Source organism: Pseudonocardia wallangbongensis, from assembly GCF_054486945.1.
This window is the reverse complement of sequence record NZ_JBRERS010000002.1, coordinates 289815-315307: the sequence shown is the minus strand read 5'-3', so window position 1 is coordinate 315307 and position 25493 is coordinate 289815. Positions and strand designations below refer to the sequence as shown.

The 25493-nt window shown below is 72.4% G+C and carries 19 protein-coding genes; 13 read left to right on the top strand and 6 right to left on the bottom strand.

Translation table 11 applies throughout. From position 1 onward, the window contains the following. Positions 1–158: 158 nt before the first annotated feature. From ACU436_RS07755 to ACU436_RS07745, 3 genes are all read right to left on the bottom strand, one after another. On the bottom strand, positions 159–1037 hold the full coding sequence (locus ACU436_RS07755; RefSeq protein WP_459023107.1) for an SDR family NAD(P)-dependent oxidoreductase: 879 nt from the start codon (positions 1035–1037) through the stop codon (positions 159–161). A 91-nt stretch (positions 1038–1128) separates the two neighbouring features. Beyond that, a complete protein-coding gene (locus ACU436_RS07750) occupies positions 1129–2355 on the bottom strand; it encodes an acyl-CoA dehydrogenase family protein (protein ID WP_459023105.1) in 1227 nt (408 codons plus the stop codon). 12 nt (positions 2356–2367) lie between these two features. Then, positions 2368–4602 (bottom strand): acetate--CoA ligase family protein, encoded by a 2235-nt coding sequence (locus tag ACU436_RS07745; RefSeq protein WP_459023103.1) that lies wholly within the window; start codon positions 4600–4602, stop codon positions 2368–2370. Positions 4603–4726: 124 nt separating this feature from the next. Between ACU436_RS07745 and ACU436_RS07740 the strand changes: the two genes are divergently transcribed. From ACU436_RS07740 to ACU436_RS07720, 5 genes are all read left to right on the top strand, one after another. Continuing rightward, the gene (locus ACU436_RS07740; protein WP_459023101.1) at positions 4727–5587 is read left to right on the top strand and encodes a MaoC/PaaZ C-terminal domain-containing protein; all 861 of its coding nucleotides are present in this window, start codon (positions 4727–4729) and stop codon (positions 5585–5587) included. A 10-nt stretch (positions 5588–5597) separates the two neighbouring features. Further along, a complete protein-coding gene (locus ACU436_RS07735; RefSeq protein ID WP_459023100.1) occupies positions 5598–6782 on the top strand; it encodes a thiolase C-terminal domain-containing protein in 1185 nt (394 codons plus the stop codon). Between the two features lie 3 nt (positions 6783–6785). Continuing rightward, positions 6786–7187 (top strand): Zn-ribbon domain-containing OB-fold protein, encoded by a 402-nt coding sequence (locus ACU436_RS07730; RefSeq protein WP_459023099.1) that lies wholly within the window; start codon positions 6786–6788, stop codon positions 7185–7187. A 49-nt stretch (positions 7188–7236) separates the two neighbouring features. After that, a complete protein-coding gene (locus ACU436_RS07725; protein WP_459023098.1) occupies positions 7237–7875 on the top strand; it encodes a TetR/AcrR family transcriptional regulator in 639 nt (212 codons plus the stop codon). 93 nt (positions 7876–7968) lie between these two features. Beyond that, positions 7969–8565, top strand: a complete 597-nt coding sequence (locus tag ACU436_RS07720; protein ID WP_459023096.1) for an HNH endonuclease — start codon at positions 7969–7971, stop codon at positions 8563–8565. A gap of 7 nt (positions 8566–8572) precedes the next feature. Here ACU436_RS07720 and ACU436_RS07715 read toward each other — a convergent pair whose 3' ends face one another. Then, positions 8573–9160 carry a TetR family transcriptional regulator gene (locus tag ACU436_RS07715; protein ID WP_459023094.1) on the bottom strand — a complete coding sequence of 196 codons (588 nt, stop codon included), beginning with the start codon at positions 9158–9160 and terminating at the stop codon, positions 8573–8575. An 85-nt stretch (positions 9161–9245) separates the two neighbouring features. Here ACU436_RS07715 and ACU436_RS07710 point away from each other — a divergent pair, with 85 nt between their 5' ends. Next, a complete protein-coding gene (locus ACU436_RS07710) occupies positions 9246–10283 on the top strand; it encodes an NAD(P)-dependent alcohol dehydrogenase (protein WP_459023092.1) in 1038 nt (345 codons plus the stop codon). Between the two features lie 15 nt (positions 10284–10298). On the opposite strand, the gene ACU436_RS07705 is transcribed toward ACU436_RS07710, so the two are convergent. Together ACU436_RS07705 and ACU436_RS07700 are read right to left on the bottom strand one after the other, a co-directional pair. Beyond that, positions 10299–11372 (bottom strand): hypothetical protein, encoded by a 1074-nt coding sequence (locus tag ACU436_RS07705; protein ID WP_459023091.1) that lies wholly within the window; start codon positions 11370–11372, stop codon positions 10299–10301. 457 nt (positions 11373–11829) lie between these two features. Beyond that, positions 11830–12753, bottom strand: coding sequence for a polysaccharide deacetylase family protein (locus ACU436_RS07700; RefSeq protein WP_459023089.1), 924 nt, complete (start codon positions 12751–12753; stop codon positions 11830–11832). 486 nt (positions 12754–13239) lie between these two features. Here ACU436_RS07700 and ACU436_RS07695 point away from each other — a divergent pair, with 486 nt between their 5' ends. The 7 genes from ACU436_RS07695 (at position 13240) to ACU436_RS07665 (ending at position 25396) form a co-directional block, all read left to right on the top strand. Continuing rightward, positions 13240–14730 carry a sugar transferase gene (locus ACU436_RS07695; RefSeq protein WP_459023087.1) on the top strand — a complete coding sequence of 497 codons (1491 nt, stop codon included), beginning with the start codon at positions 13240–13242 and terminating at the stop codon, positions 14728–14730. Positions 14731–14977: 247 nt separating this feature from the next. After that, positions 14978–16399, top strand: a complete 1422-nt coding sequence (locus ACU436_RS07690) for an exopolysaccharide biosynthesis polyprenyl glycosylphosphotransferase (protein ID WP_459023086.1) — start codon at positions 14978–14980, stop codon at positions 16397–16399. A gap of 176 nt (positions 16400–16575) precedes the next feature. Beyond that, positions 16576–18039, top strand: coding sequence for a hypothetical protein (locus ACU436_RS07685; protein ID WP_459023084.1), 1464 nt, complete (start codon positions 16576–16578; stop codon positions 18037–18039). Next, entirely contained in the window at positions 18036–19583 is a 1548-nt protein-coding gene (locus tag ACU436_RS07680; RefSeq protein WP_459023082.1) for an O-antigen ligase family protein, read from the top strand. The genes ACU436_RS07685 and ACU436_RS07680 overlap by 4 nt, the downstream gene beginning before the upstream one ends. Continuing rightward, the gene (locus ACU436_RS07675) at positions 19583–20704 is read left to right on the top strand and encodes a glycosyltransferase family 4 protein (protein ID WP_459024283.1); all 1122 of its coding nucleotides are present in this window, start codon (positions 19583–19585) and stop codon (positions 20702–20704) included. The genes ACU436_RS07680 and ACU436_RS07675 overlap by 1 nt, the downstream gene beginning before the upstream one ends. After that, complete coding sequence (locus tag ACU436_RS07670; RefSeq protein WP_459023080.1) at positions 20688–21974, top strand: glycosyltransferase; 1287 nt, start codon at positions 20688–20690, stop codon at positions 21972–21974. The genes ACU436_RS07675 and ACU436_RS07670 overlap by 17 nt, the downstream gene beginning before the upstream one ends. Positions 21975–22030: 56 nt before the next feature. Beyond that, positions 22031–25396 carry a heparinase II/III domain-containing protein gene (locus ACU436_RS07665; protein ID WP_459023078.1) on the top strand — a complete coding sequence of 1122 codons (3366 nt, stop codon included), beginning with the start codon at positions 22031–22033 and terminating at the stop codon, positions 25394–25396. Positions 25397–25493: the final 97 nt, after the last annotated feature.

The window sequence follows — 25493 nt, the reverse complement described above, 5'->3', positions numbered from 1 at the left end:
CGGTAGCGGAACCTCAGACGCCTTCTCGCTCCGGGATCGCCTCCTCATGAACGCCAGTTCACAGCGTCGGCGCTGTCCTCGCGAGAAGGCGCCTGAGAACCCGCGGCGGTGCCGGTGGCGTGCCCCCACGAAGCGGCTTCGCCGCTCTGAAACACGACCTAGCTGACGGCGGGCTTGAAGACGCGTTCGACCAGGTCGGCGAGCCGGTCGGGCTGCCACGGGCCGTCGGAGACGACGTGGCGCACCGGCTCGGGCTTGTTCATCAGGTGCACCTCGTAGCCGCGGGCCCCGATCACCTGCCCGGTGAGCCAGTCCGACGCGGTGCTCGCCAGGTAGGCGACGATCGGCGCGATGTTGTCCGGTGAGCGCTCGTCGTCGCCCGCGCTCGTGCCGCGCTGCCGCTCCGTCGGGATCGACGCGGTCATCCGCGTGGCGGCGCCGGGGGAGATCGCGTTGGCGGTGACCCCGTACTTCCCCAGCGCGTTCGCGCACGAGTACGTGAGCCCGATGATGCCCATCTTCGCCGCGGCGTAGTTCGGCTGGCCCGGGGCGCCGTACAGGCCGGACACCGACGTGAAGTTGACCAGCCGGTAGTGGCCCTCGGCGTTGCGCTGCTCGCGCCAGTACCCGGCCGCCGGTTTGATCGTGGAGAAGTGCCCCTTGAGGTGGACGCGGATGACGTCGTCCCACTCCTGCTCGGCCAGGTTGAAGATCATCCGGTCGCGCAGGATGCCGGCCACGTTGACCAGCACGTCCAGCGCCCCGAACTTCTCGACCGCGGTGCGGACGAGGCGCTCCCCGACCTCGGTGTCGGAGACGTCCCCGCCGTCGGACACCGCCGTGCCGCCCGCGTCGGTGATCTCCCGGGCCACCGTCGCCGCGGGTCCGGTGTCGGCGCCGCTGCCGTCCAGCTCCACGCCCAGGTCGTTGACGACGACGGCGGCCCCCTCGGCGGCGAGCAGCCGGGCGATCCCGGCCCCGATGCCCCGCCCGGCGCCGGTGACGACGGCGACCCGCCCGTCCAACCGCCCGCTCATCGCACGCTCCTCCCGTCCGTCCGAGGTTCAGGAAAGCCACATTCATGTACTGCAGGTTCAGGAATGTGGCTTTCCTGAACTCCCGGTGCCCTCACCGGGCACCCACCGGCGCCGGTTCGCGGGGCAGGCCCAGGGCCCGCTCCGCGATGATGTTGCGCTGGATCTCGCTGGTGCCGGAGAAGATCGTGCCGGCCCGGCTGGCGAGGAACACGCCCTGCCAGTGGCTGGTCCGGTAGCCCTCGCCCTCCGGCCGCACCAGGGCCTCCGCGCCGAGCAGCTCGGCGGCGATCTCGCCGACGCGCCGCTCGTACTCGCTCCAGAACAGCTTCGACACCGATGCCTCCGGTCCGGGCTCGCGGCCCTCGGCCAGCTGCGCCATGAGCCGCATGCCCTGGTAGCGCATGATCTCGACGTGCGTGTGGCACCAGGCGAGGTCCTGGCGCACCGCGGGGTCGCGGTCGCGGCCCTTCTCCCGGGCCAGCTCCACGAGGGCCTCGAACTGGCGGCGGTACCGCAGGTGCGCGATCGTCGCGCTGCCGCCGCGCTCGTGCCCCAGCGTCGTCATCGCGACGCGCCAGCCGTTGTTCAGCCCCCCGATGACGTTGAACAGCGGCGCCCGCGCGCCGTCGATGAACTCCTCGCCGAACTCGGCGGAGCCGGTGAGCTGCTTGAGCGGCCGGGCGTCGATGTTGTTGTCGTGCATCGGCAGCAGCACGTAGGACAGGCCCTTGTGCTTGGGCGAGTCCGGGTCGGTCCGGCACAGGACGAAGATCATGTTCGCCCGGTAGAACCCGGACGTCCACACCTTCTGCCCGGTGACGACCACCTCGTCGCCGACGACGGCCGCGCGGGTCTGCACCCCGCCGAGGTCGGAGCCCTGCTCGGGCTCGGAGAAGCCCTGGCAGTAGACGTCCTCGGCGGTGATGATCCGGGGCAGGAAGTGCTTCTGCTGCTCCTCGGTGCCGTGCACCATGATCGAGGGCCCGACCATGTTCTCGCCGAACCCGCGCCGGATGCGCGGCAGGCCCGCCCGCACCAGCTCCTCGCTGTAGATCGCGTTCTGCACCGGGCCGAGGCCGCGGCCGCCGAAGTGCTCCGGCCACTGCGGGCAGATCCACCCGTCGTCGAGCAGGCGCTGCCCCCACTCCTCGTACCGCGGGTCGGCCTCCGCGTTCTCGAACGCGGCCCGGTCACCGCCCGTCATCGGTGGGGACGTCCAGTCCACCAGCTCGGCGAGCCCGGCGGGGGCGTTGCGGGCGATCCAGTCGCGGACCTCCTCCCGGAACGCGGCCGCCTCGGGCCCCAGATCGAGTTCCATGGTTCCTCCTGGTCAGGACGTCACGACGAGCACGTCGAGGGCCTCGACGTCCGCGCCGTCGACGCGCAGCGGGTTGATCTCCAGCGTCTGCAGGGCCGGCCCGAGCGCGGCGGCCGCCTCGGCGACCTGCGCGACGACCTCGGCCACGCGGTCCAGGTCGGCGGGCCGGGTGCCGCGCGCGCCGTCGAGCACCGCCGCGCCGCGCAGCTCGCCGAGCATCCGGCGCACCTGCGCGGGGTCCACCGGCAGCAGCCGCAGCGCGACGTCGTGCAGGACCTCGATGAACACCCCGCCGAGACCGACGGCGAGCACGGGCCCGAACGACGGGTCGACCGTGACGCCGACGAAGAGCTCCGTGGCGGGCGGGCGCATCGGGCTCACCAGCACGCCGTCCACGCCCGTGGTGACGGCACGCCCGGCCGCGAGCACCCGCGCGAACGCTGCGCGCACCTCGTCCGCGCCCGTGACGCCCAGACCCCCGACACCCAGCGCGACGCCGCCGACGTCGCTCTTGTGCGTGATCTCCGCCGAGCAGACCTTGAGGGCCACCGGGCCGCCGAACCGTTCGGCGGCGGCGACCGCCGCGTCCGCGTCGGCCACCAGCTCGGCCGGCACCAGCGGCACCCCGACCGCCGCGAGCAGCTCCCGCCCGCGGGCCTCCGACCACGACCCGGTGGGCAGCCCGGCGGGGGAACTCGCCGCGCCGGGCGCCGGGACGGGTGGCGGCTCCTGCCGGGTCTCGTGCCAGCGCAGCGCGTGCCGGACGGCCCGGAGGCCGAACTCGATGCCGCCGAGCGCGTGCAGCCCGTGGGCGTCCAGCAGGGACTGGGCGTAGGGCGAGAGGTCGGTGCAGGTGGCGGTGAAGTTGACGACCGGAACGGGGGAGCGGTCGCGGGTGGCGGCGATCGCGGCCACCCGCTGCTCGATCAGCGACGGGTCCGGGGGCGGGACGGCGGGCAGGGCGAGCATGTTGAACACGAAGTCGACGCCGGGGTCCTCGACCACCGCGTTCAGGGCGACGTCGCCGAGGCCGGCCTGCGCCGACCCCCGGTCGGCGAGGATCACACCGGTGACGTCGAGCGGGTTCCGCGCGGCCGCGAACGGTGGCAGCACCGCGCGCAATCGTTCCGTGGTCGCCGCGCCGAACTCCGGGATCGAAATCCCCTCGTCGGTGCTGCGGTCGGCGATGATGTCGCAGGCCCCGCCGGACGCGGTGACCACTCCCATCCGCCGCCCGCGCGGCACCTGCCCCGACCCGAGCAGCCCGCACGTCACGAGCAGCTCCTCCAGGCTGTCGACCCGGATCACGCCGTACTGGCGGAACGCGGCGTCCACCACCGCGTCGTCGCCCGCCACCGCGCCGGTGTGCGCGAGCGCGGTGCGCTGCCCGGCCTCGGTGCGCCCGACCTTGAGCGCGACGATCGGCTTGCCCGCGGCCAGCGCGGCCGCGGCGAGCGCCGTGAAGCGTGGCGCGTCGCGCACCGACTCGAGGAAGAGGCCGATGACGCGGCAGTCGCTGTCTGCGATCAGGTGTTCGACCACGTCCGCCGTGGTGATCACGGCCTCGTTGCCCATCGAGGTCAGCAGGCTGATGCCCACCTGGTGGGCCCGGGCGAACGCGAGGACGTTGCTGGTCAGGGCCCCGCTCTGGAGCACGATGCCCACTGGTCCGCGGCGCAGCGGCGGCACGATCCCGAGCCCGAACGGCGCCACCGAGCCCGCGGCGTTGACGAAGCCGAGGCAGTTGGGGCCGAGCAACGTGACGTCCAGCTCGACGGCGCGCTCGACGAGCCGGCGCTCCAGCGCGCGGCCCTCCGCGCCGCCGCCGTCGCCGTAGCCGGATGCCAGCACGATCGCGTTGCGGATCCCGGCCGCGGCGGCGTCCTCGAGAACGCCCTCGACGGCCCGGGTCGGCGCGAGGACGTAGGCCAGGTCCACCGGCTCGTCCAACGCGCGCAGGCTCGGCACGGTGGGCAGCTCGAACGCGGTGGGCCGGGTCGGGTGCACCATGCGCAGCGCGCCGCTGAAGCCGGCCGTGCGCAGGCTGTCGACGATGAACCGGCTCCAGCCCGAGCCGTCGGACGCGCCCACGAGCGCGACGCTGCGCGGCCGGAAGAACTCCCGCAGCCGGTCCGGGGTGGCGAGCCGCCTGCGCGCGGTGTCGAGGTCGGTGGCGTCGGGGTCTGCGGCGTCGAGCGTCACTGATCGCGGCATCGCGTCCTCCCGGAACCGGATCTGGATCGGCATCCTAGAACCGCATTCGACTATGAGCGCGGCTCGAGGTGCATGTCAACGGCTTGACACGGGGCCCGCGGCGCCGCAACTCTGTCCTAGAACCGCGTTCCAAGACTGCCGAGCGGAAGGCTGTGCGATGGCGCTGGACCACGGCGTGGTGGGGGTCGCGTCCGACCCGGTCGAACGGACGTGGCGCGCCGACGACGTCATCCTCTACGCACTCGGCGTCGGTGCCGGGGCGTCCGACCCCACGGCCGAGCTCGCCTTCACCACCGAGAACACCGCGGGCGTCGAGCTGCGGGTGCTGCCCACGTTCGCCGTGCTGGCCGCCCAGGCCCGCACCGGCCGCCGCCTCGGCGACTTCGACCCGGCGAAGCTCGTGCACGCCGAGCAGGCGTTCGAGCTGCACGCGCCGCTGCCGGTCGACGGCCGGGTGCAGGTGGTCTCCACCGTCACCGGCATCGCCGACAAGGGCAGCGGGGCGCTCGTGACCAGCGAGAACACGGCCACCGACGCCGAGACCGGAAAGCCGCTCGTCACCAGCCGGAGCGGGGTGTTCATCCGCGGCGAGGGCGGGTTCGGCCGATCCGGCGCCGCGAGCGAGCCGTGGACGCTGCCCGACCGGGCGCCCGACGAGCAGGTCCGCTACCCCACCCGGCCCGAGCAGGCGCTGCTCTACCGGCTGTCCGGCGACCGCAACCCGCTCCACGCCGACCCCGCGTTCGCCGCGCGCGGCGGGTTCGAGCGGCCGATCCTGCACGGGCTGTGCACCTACGGCTTCACCGGCCGCGCCCTGCTGCACGCGGTCTGCTCCGGCGACCCGGACCGGTTCGACGCGATGTCCGGGCGGTTCACCAGGCCGGTGCTGCCGGGCCAGGACCTGGTCGTCTCGGTCTGGGACGACGGGCCGGGCGCTGGTGAAGGCTCGGGGCTCTTCCGCACCACCACCGACGACGGCACCGTGGTGATCGACCGCGGCCGCATCCGGTTCCACTAGGAGGTAGGGGATGGCAGCACGCGACGCGGCGATCGTCGGGATCCACGAGCACCCGTCGAGGCGGGTCGACGGGCTGTCCAAGTGGCAGATCAAGGCCGAGAGCGCGGCCGCCGCCCTCGCCGACGCCGGCCTCACGCTCGCCGACGTCGACGCCGTGTACGACGCGGGGGAGACCGGCCCCATGGCCGGGATCGCCGTGCCCGAGTACCTGGGGATCTCGCCCCGGCTGGTCGACACCACCGCCGTGGGTGGCAGCTCCTACGAGTTCCACGCGGCGCACGCCGCGCGCGACATCGCCGCCGGCCGGGCGCGCGTCGCGCTGCTGACCTACGGGTCCACGGCGAAGAGCGAGTCGCGCGCCATCGGCACCGGTGCCCGGCCGATGGCCGACCCGGCGCCCGCGAACAACATGGAAATGCCCTACGGGCTGCCGCTCATCGGCAACTACGCGCTGGTCGCGCAGCGGCACATGCACGAGTACGGCACCACGCCCGAGCAGCTCGCCGAGATCGCGGTCACCACGCGCGCCCACGCCGTCCGCAACCCGGAGGCCGTCGCCGGGCTCGCCGCGCTCGGCATCCGCAGCTCCGGGGAGATCACCGTCGACGACGTGCTCGGCTCGCGGCTCGTCGCCGACCCGCTGCACCTGCTCGACTGCTGCCTCGTCTCCGACGGGGGCGGCGCGGTCGTGATCGCCGCGGCCGACGTCGCGCGCGACTGCCGCACCGCTCCTGTGTGGATCACCGGCTCCGGCGAGGCCGTCGGCTACCCCGGCAACGGCCGCGACATCACCACCAGCGCCGCCGCGCTCTCCGGGCCGCCCGCGTTCTCGGCGGCCGGGGTGCGCCCCGAGGACGTCGACATCGCGATGATCTACGACTCGTTCACGATCACCGTGCTCACGCTGCTCGAGGACCTCGGGTTCGCCAAGAAGGGCGAGGGCGGGCAGTTCGTCGAGGGCGGGCGGCTGCGCTTCGACCGGCCCGGCGGGCCCGCGCTCAACACCGACGGCGGAGGGCTGTCGTCCAACCACCCGGGCATGCGGGGGATCTTCCTGCTCATCGAGGCCGCCCGGCAGCTGCGCGGGGAGTCCACGTCGCAGGTCGAGGATGCCCGCACGGCCGTCGCCCACGGCAACGGCGGGCTGCTCGGAACCCGGCACGCCGCCGCCACCGTCGTCCTGGAGAGGGGCTGAGAAGTGCCCGACACCCCCACCCGCCCGCTGCCCGTGCTCACCGAGCCCGACACGGCCCCGTTCTGGCTGGCCTGCGGCGAGCACCGGCTCACCTACGGCACCGGCCCCGACGGCGAGGTCGTGTTCTACCCGCGCCGCACCGAGGGTGGGCAGGTCCACGAGTCGGCGGGCCGAGGCGTGGTCTACACCTTCACGGTGGTGCGCCGGCACGGCCACCCGTACTTCCGCGCGCGCACCCCGTACGTCGTCGCGTACGTCGATCTCGACGAGGGTTTCCGCCTCCTGGCGGAGGTGGACGCCGACCCCGATGCGGTCCACGTCGGCATGCGGGTGGAGGTGGGATGGGAGGACCACGACGAGACCGCGGTCCCGGTGTTCCACCCCGCCCGTACCCTGGCCACGTAGGCTCGCGCGACCGGCCCCCGAGTGGAGCCTGGTCCCCGAGGGAGGCGCCGTGACAGTGCGCAGCGGCCGCAGCGCAGGCCGGCAGTGGAGCACCACCGAGCAGACGCGCACGCAGTTCCTGGACGCCGCCCGGGCCGTGTTCGCCCAGCGCGGCTTCGCGGAGGCGAGCGTCTCGGAGGTCGTCGAGCGCGCGGGGTCCAGCGTCGGCAGCCTCTACCACCACTTCGGCGGCAAGGGCGAGCTGTTCACGGCCCTGTGGGAGCGCTACCGCGACGAGCAGCACGTCGTGGCGGCCCGGGCCGTCGCCGCCGCCCGTGCCGAGGGGGCCTCCGATCCGTTCGCGCTGTTCGAGGCGGGTGCGCGGGCGTACCTGGAAGCCACGTGGGCCAACCGCGACATGGTCAAGCTCGTGCACGACGGGGACACCCCGCCCGGCTTCCAGAAGCTGCTGCGGCAGAGCAGCAAGGCGTGGGTGAAGGACAACTTCCGGCTGCTCGGCGCGAGCAACAGCCCGGTCAACCGGGTGCTGGTCGCGCTGCTCACCAGCTTCATGGGCGACGCCCGCCGCGAGATCGCCTCCGCCCGCTCCGGCAAGGAGGCGCAGCAGCTCGTGGACACGATGATGGACGTGCTCGGCAGGATGCGGGTCGTCATCGAGAGCGATCTCCTGGCCGACGCGGCCCGCTGACCGCGAACGGGTCACGTCCCGGCGCGTCGGTTCTATATCACACGTGCGTAACCCGCCCGGCTGTGGTCTTATCTGCGGCAGGGAGGTGGTCGCGTGAAGCATCGACAACCGGACCCCATCGGTGCCGACCCCGATCCAGGGGAGGTACCGGGGATCGCGCGGCACCCGAGCGCGATCCCGACGGGGTCCCGGGTCCTGCTTCTCAACGCCACCTTCGAGCCGCTCGCCGTCGTCACCGCGAAGCGCGCCGTCGTCCTGATGCTCACCGGCAAGGCCGAGTGCGTCGAGGAAACCCTCGGCGCCGCCTTCCACTCCGAGAACCTCACCATCCCCGCGCCGTCGGTCATGCGGCTCTCCCGCTACGTGCGTGTGCCCTACCGCCACGCCGTCCCGATGACCCGCGCCGGTGTGCTCCGGCGGGACGGGCGGCGCTGTGCCTACTGCGGCAAGCGGGCCGACACGATCGATCACGTGGTCCCGCGCAGCAAGGGCGGCGCCCACGCGTGGGACAACTGCGTCGCGGCCTGCCGCACCTGCAACTCCCGCAAGGCCGACCGGCTGATCGAGGAGCTCGGCTGGACGCTCGCCGTCGCGCCCCGGGCACCCGACCGCGCGGCGGGCGGGATCCTGGTGCTGGCGGTCGAGCCGCTGCCGTCCTGGGAGCCGTGGCTGGGCGAGCGCGCGGCCTGACGCCTGCTCAGCCGGTGCCCACGGCGCGCGTGACGCTCTCCCGGAGCAGGGTGCGCCGCTGTTCGTGGACCTCCGGGGGTTCGGCGGCGGTGGCCGCGTAGACGTTGCTCACCGGTGACCACGCCATGGACATCGCGATGACCATGGCCAGCACGTCGAACGGGTCGCCCGCTCGCACGACGCCCGCCTCCTGCGCGTCGGCGATGGCGCGCAGCTTGCGGTCGTCGAGCCGGTCCGCGTCGTCGACGAGGTGGCCTGCGGGGCGCCGCTCGAGGCGCGCCCACGTGGCCAGCCGGATGAGGTCGGGGCGCCGCAGGTACTCGTCGTACAGCCGCACGGCCCAGTCCGCGAGGTCCGCGGCGTCGATCGGGACGACGTTCACGATCCGCTCCAACGAGCCGAAGAAGATCGCGTCGAACAACCCGTCCTTGCTCCCGAAGTAGCCGTAGAGCTGCGCCTTGTTGGTGCGGGCCGCCGCCACGATCCGCTCGACGCGGGCGCCGGCGATCCCGTGCTCGGCGAACTCACGGGTCGCCACGTCGAGGATGCGTTGGCGGGTGGCGGCGCCGCGTGACGTGAGGGGCCGGTCGACCATGCGCGCACCGTATCAACAGAACAGTCGGTTTGCTTTGCTGCTAGCGTAGAACAGACCGAACAGTCTGTTTGAAGGAGGATGGGTCATGAGACGCACCGTGGGCTGGCGAGCGGGCGGTTCCGCGACGCCGCTGCAGCGGGCGCCCCTCGAGCGGCGCGACCTCCGCCGCGACGACGTCGCGGTGCGCGTGGACCACTGCGGCGTCTGCCACACGGACCTGCACGCCGTGCGCGCTCATCGCGGCGACGGCCCGCTCGTGCCGGGCCACGAGTTCACGGGCGTGGTCGTCTTGGCCGGGCCGGACGTCACCCGCTTCACGCCCGGGGACCGCGTCGCGGTCGGCAACATCGTCGACTCCTGCGGCGCGTGCACCATGTGCGTGGCGGGCCAGGAGAACTTCTGCCACGAGTTCCCCACGTTGACCTACGGCGGATCGGACCGGCGCGACGGTTCGACGACGCTCGGCGGGTTCTCCCGCGAGTACGTCGTCCGCGACCGGTTCGTCCACCGGCTTCCGGCCGGCATCGACCCCGCGGCCGCGGCCCCGCTGCTCTGCGCCGGGATCACCGTCTGGGAACCGCTGCGCGCCCTCGGGGTGGGAGCGGGAACCCGGGTCGCCGTCGCCGGGCTGGGCGGGCTCGGGCATCTCGCGGTCAAGCTCGCCGTCGCCCTCGGCGCCGAGACCTCGGTCATCAGCAGGTCGGCGGGGAAGGCCGACGACGCCCGCCGGCTCGGCGCGGACGACCTGGTCGTCTCCACCGACGCCGCCCGGATGGCGGCGGCCCGGGACCGGTTCGACGTCCTGATCGACACCATCTCGGGTCCGCACGATCTCGTCCCCTACCTGCAGCTGGTGGCCATGGACGGAACGCTCAGCCAGGTCGGCTACCTCGGACCGGTGACCGTCCCGACCACGGCTCTCCTCATCGGTCGCAAGAAGCTCGGCTCCGCGGGCAGCGGCGGGCTCGCCGCGACCGGCGCCCTGCTGGAGTTCTGCGCCGAGCACGACGTCACCGCCGACGTCGAGGTGCTTCCGTCGGCACGGGTGAACGAGGCCCTCGAGCGGCTGGAACGGGGCGACGTCCGCTACCGGTTCGTGCTCGACATGGCGGATCTGGACTGACGATCGACCCGGGCGTCAGTCGCGGGTGCGGCGTCCCCGTGGGCGGCCGCGGTCGGGGCGGCCACGGCGGTGGGGGCTCGGGCGGCCCCAGCGGCGTGGGGGGCCGCCCGCGCGGTCGTGGCCGTCGGCGGTGGCGCCGGCCACGAGGGCGGGGGTGAGGATCCGGATCCCGTCCGTGACGGGGCCGAGGGTGGCGGCGCCGAGCGGGCTCGGGGCGGCGGTGTCCTCGTGGTCGTCGGCGCGTTCGAGGGTGCGGACCAGGGCCGGGACCGGCGTGGTCGGTGTGCGGAGGCCGTGCAGGACGGCGACGAAGAAGGCGACGGCGGCGACGAGCAGCATCGCGACGGCGGCGAGTTCGAGGGCGGCGTCGATGGCGCCGCGGCCGGAGCCGGGCGGCTCGCCCGCGATGATCCGGATGGCGTGGGCGGCCGAGAGGGCGGCGAAGGCGATCCCGGTGCGGCGGACCAGCGCCCGCCCGGAGCGGGCGCCCGATGCGAGCGCGATGATCCCGGCGGCGCCGGCACCCGACCACGCGACGACGTCGGTCGTGGCCACCACCCAGCCGGGCGGCATCAGCCCGGGGCGGGCGACGGCGACGACGGCGATGGCCGCGACGACCGCCATGGCCACCCCGCCGACGGCGCCCGCCGCCCATCGCCCGGCCAGCCCCGTGACCGGCCCGCGGACACCGAGCACGAGCAGCCCGAGCGCGCCGAGCACCGCGACGGAGCCGGCGAGCACCCAGATGTTCATCGGGTCCTCGAGGCCGGTCGCCTCCACGAGGAGCGCCACGCCGGCGTAGAGGGCGATCGCTCCGGCGATCCGCCCCGTGCGCGCGCTGCCGGTGAGCGCGGCCACGGCCGCCAGCAGGATGGCGGCGGCGAGCCCGGCGGCGAGCGCCAGCACCCCCACCGCCTCGTGCGCCACGGCGTGCCTGCCGTGGATCAGGATCCCCAGCAGCGTGGCGCCCGTGAACAGGGCGGCGAGCACGAGCAGGTCGACGGCGATCGCACGGCCGACGGGGAAGAGGGCACAGGCGATCCGGGCGCGGTGGCTGAAGGCGGTGCTGTGCCACGGGGTACTGGGCAAGGTGGTGACCCCTCGACGTCAGGGGCGGCCGTGGTGGCCGGGGGCTGGGGAGCTCCACCAGGGCTTTCGACAGGCAGGCGGGTCCTGTTACCGATCAACGTCCGTGTTGCGACCGATGGTGGCCGGGCGTCGGCCGTCCGGTCGAGAGCGCGGCGCACGCCGAACCAGCATGCGGCGTGTGAGCACAGCTCCCGCGCCGTAGGTCACCGCGAACGCGACCAGGTCACCGAGATGCACACCGTGGCTGCCCGAGACGGTGAACATCACGGGTCCGATCCGCGTCGTTGCTGCCACAGCGAGCCCGACGAGCGTTGCCGCGACCCATACCAGGCCCGCTGCCGCGCGCAGCTCCCACCTCCGGCCGCGCGGTTCCCTCTTCACCTCATCACGGTAGCGATCGCCCGATCGCGATTGCCGTCGGTGCGATGCGCGGCGAACGGGCATCCACCATCGCGCGTCATCGGTCTCCGGCCACAGCATCCCGGAGGACCTTCGCGAGGTCGAGCGCTCCGCGCTCGGGGTTCATCATGATCCGCCGGACCTCGAACGGTGGAGTCGTGGCCTTGTTCATCCCGGGCCGGGTGGTCACGGCGTGCGAGTGTCCCGCGCGTTGTGCCGCCTTCAGCGTGCCCGTGCAGTAGTCGGCCGTTCCGCCGTTGGGGTATGCCAGGACGGGCGTCTCGACCTCGAGCCGCTCCTGAAGCTGTGCCCGGGCCGAGCGCAGGTCAGCCGCCTGCGTGGCGTCGTCCTCCCGGGAAAGGATTGCGTGGTGCGAAGAGTGGGAGCCGATCGTCATGTGGGCGCGCAGCCGCAGCGCGTCGTCCCAGTCCATGAAGTGCTCGTCGACGTGGAAACGACGAGACGGTGCGAGCAATTCGACGATCTTCTCCGTGGCGGCTTCCCGAGCTGTGCGGTCGCGGTCCTTCAGCCCCTGCACGAGCGGGGGGAGCGCTGCACGCCGCTGAACCGTCGTGCGCAGTGGAAGCACCCGCTGATCCCAGGTGATCTCGGTGACCCCGGCGTGCGCCACAGCATGCGCCAGCTCCTCCCACCACGGCCGCGCGGTCCTCGAGAGGAGCCCCGGCACGAGGAAGCAGGTGGCAGGGAGCCCCAGGTCGCGCAGGATCGGCCCGGCGATCGTGAGGTTGTCGCGGTATCCATCGTCGAAGGTGAGCGCGACGGCGCGCCGCGGCAGCGGGCGACCGGCGGTGAGGTCGGCCAGCGCGGACTCGAGCGGCAGGACGTTCGCGAAGGTCCGCAGGAGCCGTAGCTGTTGGGCGAGCCCGCGTGGACCGGATCCTCTGCGGGGGGCGAAGTACCAGGTCTTCTCGACGTTGTGCCATCCGAACACGACGAGCCGGGTGCCCTCGCGTTGTCGCATCCGTTTCCGCTCCGATCGGGGTGATGCGGCCTGAACGAGCCGCTGGCACGTGATGGGCTCGTCGCGTAGCAGCACCCCGTTACGCGGTCAGGGCTGCAGATGGCGAGAGATCGTTCGCCGCGATCCCTTGGCACCCGTGTCACCAGCCCGGACACCCTGCGAGCACATTCGGAACGCGCCTGTCTGTGGGACGACGTTCGCCGCCGGCCGCAACGTGCGGCGCTGCCGGGCGGGCGCCTCGCATCCCGACCCCAGCAACCGACCGGAGAGCACCGGGTAGCTCGGTGATGTGCCTCGTGAGGACGGGAAGACCCCTGTCCCGTCGGACCCAATCCGCTCTGCTCCGATCGGCTCGCGGGTTGGCCCGTCCGGCACCTGTTCGTATCGCCCGGATCGGGTGTTGATGCCCCGCCGGTTAACGCCTGACCCGCCGGGATCGAACCGTTTCGTCGTCGGATCGGAGGCTCCGCGAGGGGGAGGCAGCGCATGAGCAGTGATGCTCTTCGAGTCGGCCGTCCGGTTCACCCCGCACCTCGTCCGCACCTCGTTCGGCGGCTACCGAGGGAACCCGCGCAACGGGTTGCGACTCATTCGCGGTGGCAGCGGGGGTACCGCCGGGCCGCGATCGTTCTGGATCTGGTCGCGGTGGTCGTGTCGGCGGCGCTCTATGCACAGTGGGGCAGCGCCGATCCTCAGGTCGTCCTCGCCATGGGGGCGATCGTGCTCGGCCTCACCGCTTGCGCGCTCGGGGTGGCCCGGGCGTGGGATCCGCTGGTGGTCGGACACGGGTCTGCCGAGTTCAGCCGCCTGTTGCGTGGGTTCCTCGGCGCCGCGGTCGTCGTCGCGCTCGTCAGCCTCGCCAGCCAGCTCCCCGCCGGGCGGCCGTGGGTCTTCGGGGTGCTCCCGATCGCGGGCGCCCTCGCGACGGCCGGACGGCTCGGGCTGCGGTGGGAGCTGCACCGGCGGCGACGCGCCGGTGCAGCGATGGCACGCGTGCTCGCCGTCGGCACGGAGGAAGCCATTGCCGCACTCGTCGCACAGACCCGCCGCGCTCCTCACGAAGGCTGGACGGTCATCGCGGCGTGCACACCCACGGGACGCGGCGAGGGCGGCTGCCCGGACCTAGCGGGCGTGCCGGTGATCGGCGACCTCGACGCGGTCGCCGGGCTGACACGGAGCTGGGAGTTCGACGCCGTCAGCGTGGCGCAGGCGCCCGGGTGGTCACCGCGACGGCTCCAGCAGCTGGCCTGGGACCTCGAGGAGACCGACACGGAGCTGGTCGTCGAGCCGGGGCTGATGGAGATCGCCGGTCCGCGCCTGCACGTCGACTCGCTCGACGGGCTGCCGCTGCTGCGGCTGACCCACCCGACGTTCACAGGTACCTCCCGCCTGCTCAAGGGTCTGCTCGATCGAGTCGCGTCGGTGTTGCTCGTGCTGGTTATCGGGCCCCTGCTGATCGCAATCGCGATCGCTGTGGCGCTCGACGGCGGTCGGGTGTTCTTCCGGCAGACGCGCGTGGGCGTGGGCGGCCGGGAGTTCAAGATGATCAAATTCCGGTCGATGGTGCCGAACGCCGAGCAGCAGCGCGAGAAGCTGCTGGAGCAGGACGAGGGGGCGGGCCCGTTGTTCAAGATGCGTAGCGACCCGCGAATCACTCGGGTGGGCCAGTTCCTGCGCCGGTTCTCCCTCGACGAGCTGCCGCAGCTGTTCAACGTGCTCGGCGGCTCGATGTCGCTGGTGGGCCCGCGGCCCCCGCTCCCGTCGGAGGTGGCCGGCTACGCGGCCGAGGCGTCGCGACGGCTGCTCGTGAAGCCCGGCATGACGGGGCTGTGGCAGGTGAGCGGCCGCAGCGACTTGTCCTGGGAGGAGACGCTGCGCCTGGACCTGCGCTACGTCGAGAACTGGACCCTCGCCCTGGACGCCCGGATCCTGCTGCTGACCGCGCGGGCCGTGGTGCACGGCGACGGCGCGTACTGATCGACCCGCGCGAGTAACGAGCTGGCGGGGTCCGGCGAGCTCAGCGGTGATCAGTGCCGGTCCGCGGACCGCATCGCGTCGAGCCATCCCGTTCACCTTCCACGGGCGTGCACTTCTACGTGCCCGGAGCAGCGAGGGATACGTGACTCCTCACCTCGGCCTCAACGGGCCGCGCCCTGACGATGGCCCGTCGTCCGCGGCCGAACCGTGGCACGTGCCGCCGGAGGGACTCGGTGTCGTCGGGTCCGTGGGCGAGTCGGGACCGTCGCGGTGGGAGAAGGGCTACCGGACCCAGGTGATCGCCTCCGACGTCGCGGGCGTGGTCGTGGCCGTTCTCGCCGAGATCCTCCTCGGAGCGGGGAGGATCGTCCCCACCCCCGGTGCCGTCGGTCCGGGAGTGGCGGTCCTCGCCGGGCTGCTCACCCTGGCCGGATTGACCGCCGCGCGGGCGTGGGACGTCCGAGTCCTCGGGCACGGCTCCGAGGAGTTCACCCGGCTGGTGAAAGGAGTCGGGCTCGGCGCCGTCGTCCTGGGCATGCTGGGGCTTGCGCTGTTGCCCTCGGCCGCGCGGCCATGGGTATTCGGAGTGATCCCGCTCGCCGGCGTCCTCGCGGCGGCCGGCCGCCTGCTGCTGCGCGCCCGGCTCCGCCGTCAACGCAAGGGCGGGCGGTGCGTCGTTCCCGTGCTGGCGATCGGGACGAGCGACTCCGTGGCGGATCTCATCGACCGCACCCGCCGCGACGAGACGCGGGGCTGGGTCGTGGCGGGGGTCTGCACGCCGACCGGGATCGCACCGGACGGCACCGACCGGATCAACGGCGTGCCGGTACTGGGTGACCTGGATGCTGCCGTGGGGGTCGTATCCCGGGGCGAGCACCGGGTGGTGGCGGTCGCACGCACCATGGAGTGGTCGACGCGGCACCTGCACGAGCTCGCCTGGCGCATCGAGGACGTCGGCGCCGAGCTCGTCGTCGACCCCGGTCTCATGGATGTCGCAGGCCCGCGCCTGCGCGTGGAGCCGGTGGACGGACTGCCGTTGCTGCGTCTCGGGAAGTCGGCGTTCACCGGCTTCTCCCGGATGGTCAAGCACGGCTACGACCGGCTCGGCGCCTTCCTGCTCGTCGTCCTGCTCCTGCCCGTACTGGTGGCCGTGGCGGTCGCTATCAAGATCGATGACCGGGGACCGGTCCTGCTCCGCCAGACGCGCGTCGGAAGGTACGGCAGCGAGTTTCGGATGTTGAGGTTCCGCTCGATGGCCGTGGGCGCCGAGCAGCGCGTCCCCGAGCCCGTCGAGCAGCACGGGGGAGCGGGACCACCCGCTGGGAGGCGGGCGGATCCGTGCGTGACGCGCGTGGGTGCCGTCCTGCGCCGGTATTCGCTGGACGAGCTTCCGCAGTTGCTCAACGTGGTCGCCGGCACGATGGCACTCGTCGGCCCTCGCCCGCCGCTACCCGCCGAGGTGGCCGCATTCGGTGTCGACGCGCGCCGTCGGCTCCTGGTCAAGCCCGGCCTGACCGGTGTGTGGCAGCTGAGGGGGCGTGGCGACTTGTCGTGGGACGAGTCCGTCCGGCTCCACCTGCGGTACGTCGAGAACTGGAGCCCGGCGCTCGACCTGCTGATCCTGCGGAAAGCCCTGGGCGCGGCGTTCAGGGGCCGTGGTGCCCGCTGAAGGGCGTAATGGTGGGGCCCCGCACAACGAGTACTCCACTGCAAACCACGCCCGGACTCCAGGACGCAGCGGAGAGCCGGGGCGTTCCCGAACGTCAGCAAAGGCAGCCGATGACCCCCCTTCGGAAATATACTCTACGCGTCGTAGAATGGTGGGTACTGGTAGTGGTTCTAGCAGTGGCCGGCGGTGGTCTCGCGGCGCTGTGGTCGATCCCGACCGCCACGACCACATGGACCGCGACGACCGCTCTCAGCAGCCAATCGCAGAGTCGAGCGCCCGAGCAGGACGCTGTTCTCGCGATCGGTTACGTCGACTATTTCAACCAGAATAGCTATCAGCAGTTGCTGCGCGCGCAGGTCGGCGTTCCTGATGACGTGACGCTGTCCGCGCAGACCGCAGCGTCGGCTCCTATCATCTACATCCAGGCGTCGGGTGAATCCGAAGACGTTGTGCGGAACGCCGTGGTCGGAGCGACCCAGACGTTTCGCGAGGACATCCGGCAGAACCTCGTCGCGGAACGCCGGCGAGCGGCCGACGACCTCCAAGCCGAGATCGACAAGAACGTCGAGATCATCAACTCAGAGGCGCGCACCGATCTCCAGAAGAGTGTGCTCCTCGACCAGATCAGGTCGCTGCAGGGACGACTCACGGAGTTCCTCGCGGACGACACCAACCACATCAAGCAACTCCAGCTCGACCCCGGTGTCTTCAGCTCTACGCCCAGCCCGCTGCCGGGGGTCGTCGCCGGTGCGTTCGGCGGTGCCGTTCTCGGAGTCCTGATCGCACTCGTCATCTCGGTGTTCGACCGACGTGTCCGAAATGCCGGCGAGGTGCAGGAGGTGGCGGGAGTGCCGGTTCTCGCGGAGCTGTCGCGTGGGGACGACAGCGGCGTCCGCATGCAGGGCCTTCTCAACAGCATCACCACCGCGGGCGGCGCGACGACGGTGGTCGCTGTCGTCGGTGCGCGCCGGAGCGACGGGTTGTCGGCATTCGCCCATGAACTCGCGAGCGCGTGGCCGGCGCGCCGCGGTGGTGTTCTGCACATCCTTGCCGACCTGAGGGTCTCCCGGTCCGGGTACGAGGAGACCCCGGGGCTCGTCGACGTGCTGGAGGGCCGCACGAGCCTGTTCGACGCGGCGATCGCCCGGACGAAAGGCCTGTGGGTGCTTCCCCCCGGAGATGCTGCCCACATCGACCCGTACGGCCTCGCTGACCCAAGGCTGGTTGCCGACGTCCTCCGCGACGCGTCGCGCGCTGTCGCGCTGGTGATCATCGAGGCACCACCGCTGCTCGAGGCTCCGGAGAGCCAGTTGATCTGTGCGGCGGCGGACCGGGTGATCGTTCTGGTCGACGAGGAGCGCACACGCAGCGACGACCTCTCCGCCGCCGTCGGCCTCCTGCGTACCGCGGAGGCCGTGGTCGCGGGCGTCGTGATCGACGGGACGCGCGGCGACCTCGGCACGCGCCGGCCCCCGCCGGCCACCGCGGACGCGGCGCCGCAGCAGCACTCCCTGACCCCGCGCGTCGGCGCCGGCGTCGGGATCGTGCCGACCAGCGACTCCCAGAACGGCCGGCAGACCCCGTACCCACAGGTGAGTGCCGTGTCCATCGAGTCGAACGGGTCGAAGGACGGGACGTGACCACCCTGCTGGGCGCACTGATCCCGCTCCGAGAGCGCGTCAGGCTCCGCGGTGCCGCGGTCTTGCCCCTTACCGCGCCGCCGTCGCACGCGGGCCGGACGGCGGTGGCCGCGGCCATCGGCATCGTCCTGATCATCGGCCTGATGTACGCCGGCCCAGTGCCGGGGCCGTCGGGCCTGCTGATCACCGTCGCCGGGTGCGCGCTCCTCGCGGTCGTGCTCGGCTCGCCGCTCGTCACGACCGTTCTGCTGCTGGTCGCCTCGTTCGTGCGGCTGGCGATGCACGTCAGCGGCCTCCCGGCCGAGCCGATGACGCTCCTTTTCGTCGCGCTCGTCGCGTCGGCGGCCCTCGCGGGCCTTCGGGCGAAGACCCGCTTCCACTTCGGCCCGCTCGAAGCGGTGATGGTCGCCTACCTGCTCTGGAACGTCGTGTCGGTGGTGTGGCCGCACGTGTATCCGGCGGTGGATCCGAGAAGCGGCGAGCCGATCGTCCTCTACCGCTTCCTCCTGGCCGGAGTCATCTTCCCGTTCGTCGGGTACGTCGTGGGGCGGGCGTACTTCCGCAGTGCGTCCCGGATTCGAGTCCTGCTCCTGAGCCTGCTCGCGTTCTCCGCATATTCGGCAGTGGTGAGCGTACTGCAGTTCACCGGGCCGAAAGCATTGGTATGGCCGCGCTACATCGTCGATTCCCCGTCCTGGCCGGAACGGGCGGTTGGCGTCTTCGACCAGCCTGTCATCAACGGACTCGTCATGTCGGCGGGGTTCGTCGCGGCCGTGGTGCTCGCCCGGGAGCGATCGCTGCGTGCGTGGCAGCGGGTGCTGTCGGCGCTGGTGGCGCCGATGTGTGCAGTCGGTGTCTACCTGACTCACACCCGTGCCGCGCTCATGGTGTTCGGTCTCGCAGTCGTGCTCTGCGCGCTCATCGCACGGGGCGTACGCGCCGTCTTCGTGGTTGTCCTGATCGGCGCATGCATGTTTATCGCAGCGGATTGGTCGACGATCTCGAGTGCTGATCGGGCGAAGGGCGGGCTGGGTTCGCTCGGTGAGGTCCAGGACCGGATGAACATGATCTCGACGTCCCTATGGGCGATCCAGGAGGAACCCGTCATCGGTTGGGGTTTCGGCAGGTTTCAGCAGATCAACACACACCACCACCAGCAATGGGCCAACGACATCAAGTGGGAGCGGGGCTATGGGTACTCCTCCCACGAGAACGAGCTGGGCATCGCCGCCGAGCTCGGGCTGGTCGGGCTCGGACTGTGGCTCACCGTCCTCGCGCTCCTGTTGAGGCAGGTGGTCCGCGCCTTTCGGCGGTTGCCGGCCCGTGGGGTGAACGGGCGGGCCGTCGGGGTGATTGCGCTCGCCTCTCTCCTGGTGTGGTCCGCCAGCGGAGCCACGGTCGATCTTCGCTTCTTCGACTTCCCCAACCTGCTGGTGTTCCTCATCGCCGGGGCTGCGGTCGGCGCCTCACTCGAGAACTCGTCCGGGAACGAGCGGAATCCAACGGCGAGTTCGGTCGAACGACGAGACGGAGTGGCTGTGTGATGGACGACCGGGCGATTGACGAGGCATCGACCGCACCACCCGTGGGGCGGGTGCTCGTCGCTTCGACGAGCCTGGACACCCGCGGCGGCATCGCGACCCACGTGCGAAATATTCGGGATACGCCGCTCTGGACGCGGTGGCACACGCATCACGTGGTCACCCATCGCGACGGGAGCCCGATGCGGAAGATCTTCACGTTCGCGTCGGCGGTACCCCGGTACCTGCGTGCCCTCGTGGGCGCGCGACCCGATCTCGTCCACCTGCACATGTCGTCGAGCGGGAGCTTCGTCCGTAAGGCCGTGCTCTTCTGGATCGCGCGTGCGTTCCGTGTCCCGGTGATCGTCCACATTCATTCAGGACGGTTCGACCGCTTCCACGCCCGGCTACCGGCTCCGTTCCGCTGGGTGGTACGCCGGGTGCTGACGCAGGCCGCGGTCGTAGTGACCTTGGGCGATGGATGGGCGGCACGCATCCGCCGGATCGCTCCCCGGGCGCGGGTCGAGGTCGTCCCGAACGCCGTCGTCGTACCGGGGCTGGCGGCCTCTCGCGCCGGCGACACGCTGAAGGTGGTCTTCCTCGGGGCGATCTGCGCGGCCAAGGGCGCGTTCTGCCTGCTGGAGGCCTGGGCGAAGCTCACAGCGGAGCGGGACGGCCGCGTTCCCGCTCACTTGACGCTGGCCGGGGATCGCGGAGTCGACGATGCGCGCCGGACGATCGCGGAGCTCGGGATCGAGGGATCGGCCGAGGTGCTGGACTGGCTGCCCGCGTCCGAGGTCGCCACGCTCCTCACTGCGGCCGATGTCTTCGTCCTGCCCTCGCGTTCGGAGGGGCAGCCGATGGCGGTCCTCGAAGCGATGGCTCGCGGCGTCTGCGTCGTGGCCACCGATGTCGGCGGGATTCCCGAACTCGTCGAAGACGGCCGCTCTGCTGTGCTCGTGCCCCCGGATGACGTCGATTCCCTCATGAACGCGATGCGCCAGGTGCTGGATGACCGGGGCCTGCGCGAGCGCTTGGGTGGTGAGGCACGGCGCCGCGTGCTGGCGGAGTTCGACGTCGATGTCGTCTGGCGGAGGTTGGACGCCCTGTATCGGGAGGTGATCGGGGGTGAGCCCCGGTGCTGACACGACGTTCGGTGAGCTGGGGTTGGTGGAGTCGCATTTCACCCTGGAGCGGTCGGTGACCGAGGCGGAGACGGCGATCGAGCGCACTGCCGGGCGCGGTGCGGCGGGCCCTGCCTCGGCGGCCCCGGCTCGGCCGATCCGGCTGACCGCGGTGTTGGACCGCACCTTCGTCGGTGGGGCCGAGTTGCTGCTGCTCACCCTGTTCCGGCACCTGGACCGGGACAAGGTGGTGCCCCGGCTGATCTGCCTGCGTGACGGCGGCCCGCTGGCCGAGGAGTTCCGCGCCGCCGGGGTGCCCGTGGACGTGATGGACCGCGCCGGCCGCCGCGACCTGCGGACCCTGCCCCGGCTCGTCCGGCTGCTGCGCCGGGACCGCACCGACGTGGTTCTGGTCACCCACCACAACCGTGCCGCGCTCACCCTCGGCCGGCTGGCCGCCGAACTGGCCCGGGTGCCCGCCAACGTGATCGCCGTGCACGACATGGACCTGACCCGGGTAGGAGACCGGGTGCTGCCCCGCCACGACGTGGACACCCTGTTCCTGTCCGACGCGCTCGTGCTGCTGACCCCCAGCCAGGGGCGATACCTGCGGGAGGAGGAGGGCATCGGGCGCTTTTGGTGGCGGCGGACCCGCGAGGTCGTGGTGCCCAACGGGATCGTGCTGCGACCCCCCCCGACGCCGGCGGACCGGGCGGCGGCCCGGGAGCGGCTCGGCCTGGGCGTGGACGACGTCGTGTTCGGCATCGTGGCCCGGTTGAGCCCGCAGAAGGCGCACCACGTGCTGCTGCGCGCCTTTGCAGCGGCCGCCGCGACCCGCCCGGCGCTGCGGCTGGTGGTGGTGGGCGGCGGGGAGCGGGAGCAGGAGCTGCGCGCACTCGCCGACGAGCTGGGGATCGCATCCCGCGTGCGGTTCACGGGGGTCCGGTCCGACGTCGCCGAGTTGCTGCCGGGCCTGGACGTGTCCTGTCTGTCCTCGGTGCACGAGGGTGTCCCGCTGACCCTGCTCGAGGCGATGGCGGCTGCGCTGCCGGTGGTCAGCACCGACTGCGGAGCGTTGGCCGACATGGTGACGGAGGGCCAGGACGGTTTCCTGGTCCCGGTCGGCGACCAGGATGGGCTGGCCGATCGGCTGGGCAGGCTGGCCGACGACCCGGTGCTGCGCGCCACGATGGGCGCCCGGGCCCGGGACCGGGCCGAGCGGGAGTACTCGATCGAGAACACCGTTGCCGGCTACCAGCGGCTGCTCACCGAGCTGGTGGGCACGCGATGAGTGAGCGTGCGATCCGCACTCGCGGGGCCGGGGGCGCGTCGACGCGGGGGCCTCGGGTGCTGATCCTGGTCGAGAACCTGCCGGTGCCGTTCGACCGGCGGGTGTGGCAGGAGAGCCGGGCGCTGGTCGAGGCCGGCTACCAAGTGGTGGTGATCTGCCCGGCCGGGACCGGCCGGGACGCCGAGCCGGAGGTCGTGCTGGACGGGGTGCGGATCCTGCGCTACCCGCTGCGGGCGGCCACCGGTGGTCCGGTCGGCTACGTGCGGGAGTACGGCTCCGCGCTGTGGCACACGCTGCGGCTGGCCCTGCGCGTGCGCCGGGAGGGTCCGGTGCACGTGGTGCAGGCCTGCAACCCGCCGGACCTGTTGTTCCTGGCCGCGCTGCCGCTCATGGCGCGCGGTGCCACGTTCGTGTTCGACCACCACGACCTCGTACCCGAGCTGTTCCGCTCCCGGTTCCCCCGCGGTGGGAGGTGGCTGTTCCGGGTGACCCTGCTGTGCGAGCGGCTGACCTTCGTCCTCGCCGCCGGCGTGATCAGCACGAACGAGAGCTACCGGCAGGTCGCGATCGACCGGGGCCGCAAGGACCCGGCCGTGGTGCAGGTGGTGCGCAGCGCACCCGACCTGGAGCGCTTCACGACGACCGAGTCCGATCCCGACCTCCGCCGGGGCAAGCGCCACCTCGCGGCGTACCTCGGCGTCATGGGGCCGCAGGACGGCATCGACTACGCGCTGCGGGCCCTCGCGCACCTGCGGCACGACCTGGGCCGCGCCGACCTGCACACGATCTTCATGGGCAGCGGGGACTGCTTCGACGAGGTGCGCGAGCTGTGCACCCGGCTCGGACTCGACGACTGCGTGGAGTTCACCGGACGGGTGCCGGACGAGTTCGTGCAGCGCTGCCTGTCCACGGCCGACGTGTGCCTCGCGCCGGATCCGCGGACGCCGCTGAACGATGTCTCCTCGATGAACAAGATCGTCGAGTACATGGCGACCGGACGGCCGATCGTCGCGTTCGACCTCGTCGAGGCGCGGGTCTCGGCGGGCGGCGCCGCCGTCTACGCCCCCGCGGACGACGAGCTCGCCTTCGCGAAGTGCGTCGACGAGCTGCTCGGTGACCGGCGCAGGCGGGAGGAGATGGGCGAGATCGGCAAGGCCAGGGTCGCGGGTGAGCTGTCGTGGGCGCACTCGCGGCGGAACCTCACGGACTTCTACTCACGGATCGCCCCGCTCCCGCCGTCGAGGGGGGAGCCACGGGGCGCGCAGACAGGGCGGGGGACAGCGGTGGCTGTGGGCAGGATCGGTTGGTACGCGACGCGCGCCCGGATGATGGGGCCGCGCGAGGTGGGCTGGCGGATCGCGAGCGCGGTGGGCGGATCGACGCGGGCTCTCGGCTTCCGCGTCCGCGACGCGGGGGTGCTGGACGACGCCACCGGCTCGGGATGGGAGACGGCGTTCCGGCGATTCCAGGACGCCGCCGATCGGCCCGTGGTGCTCGACCGGGCCCGGGCCGCCGCGATAGCCCGGGAACTGCCCCACGAGGCGAGTGCGGTCGTCCGTGCGGCGGACGCCGTCCGTGACGGCACGTTCGCCTTCTTCGGGAACCCGCCGGTCCGGTTCCCCGGCCGCATCGACTGGAACCTCGACCCGCGCACCGGCTGCCGGTGGCCGGACAAGCCCGCGGCACGCATCAACCACCGCACCCATCGCGGTGATGCCAAGTGGATCTGGGAGCTCAACCGGCTGCAGCACCTGCCATGGCTCGCCCAGGCCTGGCTGTTCACCGGCGACGACGGCTACGCCGAAGCGGCACTCGACCAGATCGACAGCTGGCTCGACCAGAACCCGACGGGCCACGGGATCGCGTGGCGCGGTGGGTTCGAGGCAGGCCTGCGGGCGATCTCGGTCTCGATCGCGGTGCAGGGCCTGCGGGACGCCCCGGCCATGACCCCCGAGCGGTACCGGCGGATCGTCACGATGCTCGCCGATAGCGCGGACCTCTGCTGGCGGGACCGCTCCCGGTTCAGCTCCGCCAACAACCACCTCCTCGGCGAGCTGGCCGGCGCGGCGACCGTCGGCATCCTCTTTCCCGAGCTGGCGTGGGCGCGGCGCTGGGAGCGGGACGCGCTCGCGGCTCTCGCGCGCGAGGCAGACCGGCAGATCCTGTCCGACGGCGCTGGGGCCGAGCAGTCGTCGGCCTACCTGATCTTCAGTGCGCAGCTGCTGCTCGTCCCCGCTACCCTCCTGGCGCTGCGGGGGGACCAGCCACCGGAGGCGATCTGCGCGGCCGTGCGGCGCAGCGCGGAGTACCTCGCCGACCTCGTCGGCGACGGCGATCCGCTGCCGAGGTACGGCGACGAGGACGGCGGGTTCGCGCTCCGGCTGAATCCGGATCCGATCGCCACGCTCGAACGCCACCTCGCGCTGGTCGCGGCGACGACCGGCGGCCCCTGGCCCGCCTCGTCCGACCTCCCTGCGCAGTGGCTCGCCCCCGGTGGGAGCCGCGAGCAGGAGACCCGTCCGGTGCGAGCGGGGAGCTGGTACGCCCCGCGCGGCGGCCTGGTGGTTCTCCGCAGGGCGCAGCAGCGGATCATGATGGACGTCGGCCCGCTCGGCTACCTGGCCCTGGCCGCGCACGGGCACGCGGACGCCCTCGCCGTCACGATCGCCGCCGACGGGCACGATCTCGTGGGGGATCCGGGCACCGGCAGCTACTACGCCGAGCCGTTGTGGCGCACCGCTTTCCGGCGCACCAGGATGCACGCCACGGTCGAGGTCGACCGACTCGACCAATCGGTCGCGGGCGGGCCGTTCCTGTGGACGCGGCACGCGGCGACGAGCGTGCGCGGCATGGATTTGGGACGTGGAGTCGTCGAGGCGGAGCACGACGGGTACACCCGGCTCGACGACCCCGTGCTGCACCGGCGCTACCTCGTCGCCCCACCGGACCGGGACTGGGTGCTCGTCCTCGATCTTCTCGAGGGGACGGGACGGCACCGCTTCCGGACCTCCTGGCCCCTGGGCCCCGACCTCGACGTCGAGGCCCACGGGCCGACGCAACTCGTGACGCGGGCCGGCGTACCGGTCCTGCAGGTGGCGAGCACCAGCACCGCCGCACTGGACTCGTACCAGGTGCGCGGTGACGACGACGAGGGGCTGGGGTGGTGGTCGCCGTCCTTCGAGTCGCGCGTGCCGGCCTGGCTGGTCGGTGCGGTGGTCGAGGACGCGGAGTGCCCGGTGGTCGTCGCCACCGTGCTCACCGTCTCGGCCGATCGCGACCTCAGGGTGGAGGACCTCTGGGTCGCCCGGGACGGATCGCGCGGGGTGGACGTGACTTGGACGGACGGAACGACGCGGGCCGCGGTGCGGGTCGACACGGGTACGCCGGGCGCGGTCTCCTTCGATGTGGCGGTTCTGGCATGAGGGGGCGGATCGCTGCGCGAACGAGCAGGTGGGGGTCGGTCCTGTTGGCCGTGGCGAGCCTGATGGCGTGCAGTCAGAGCCCCGCGCCGCAGCCGCC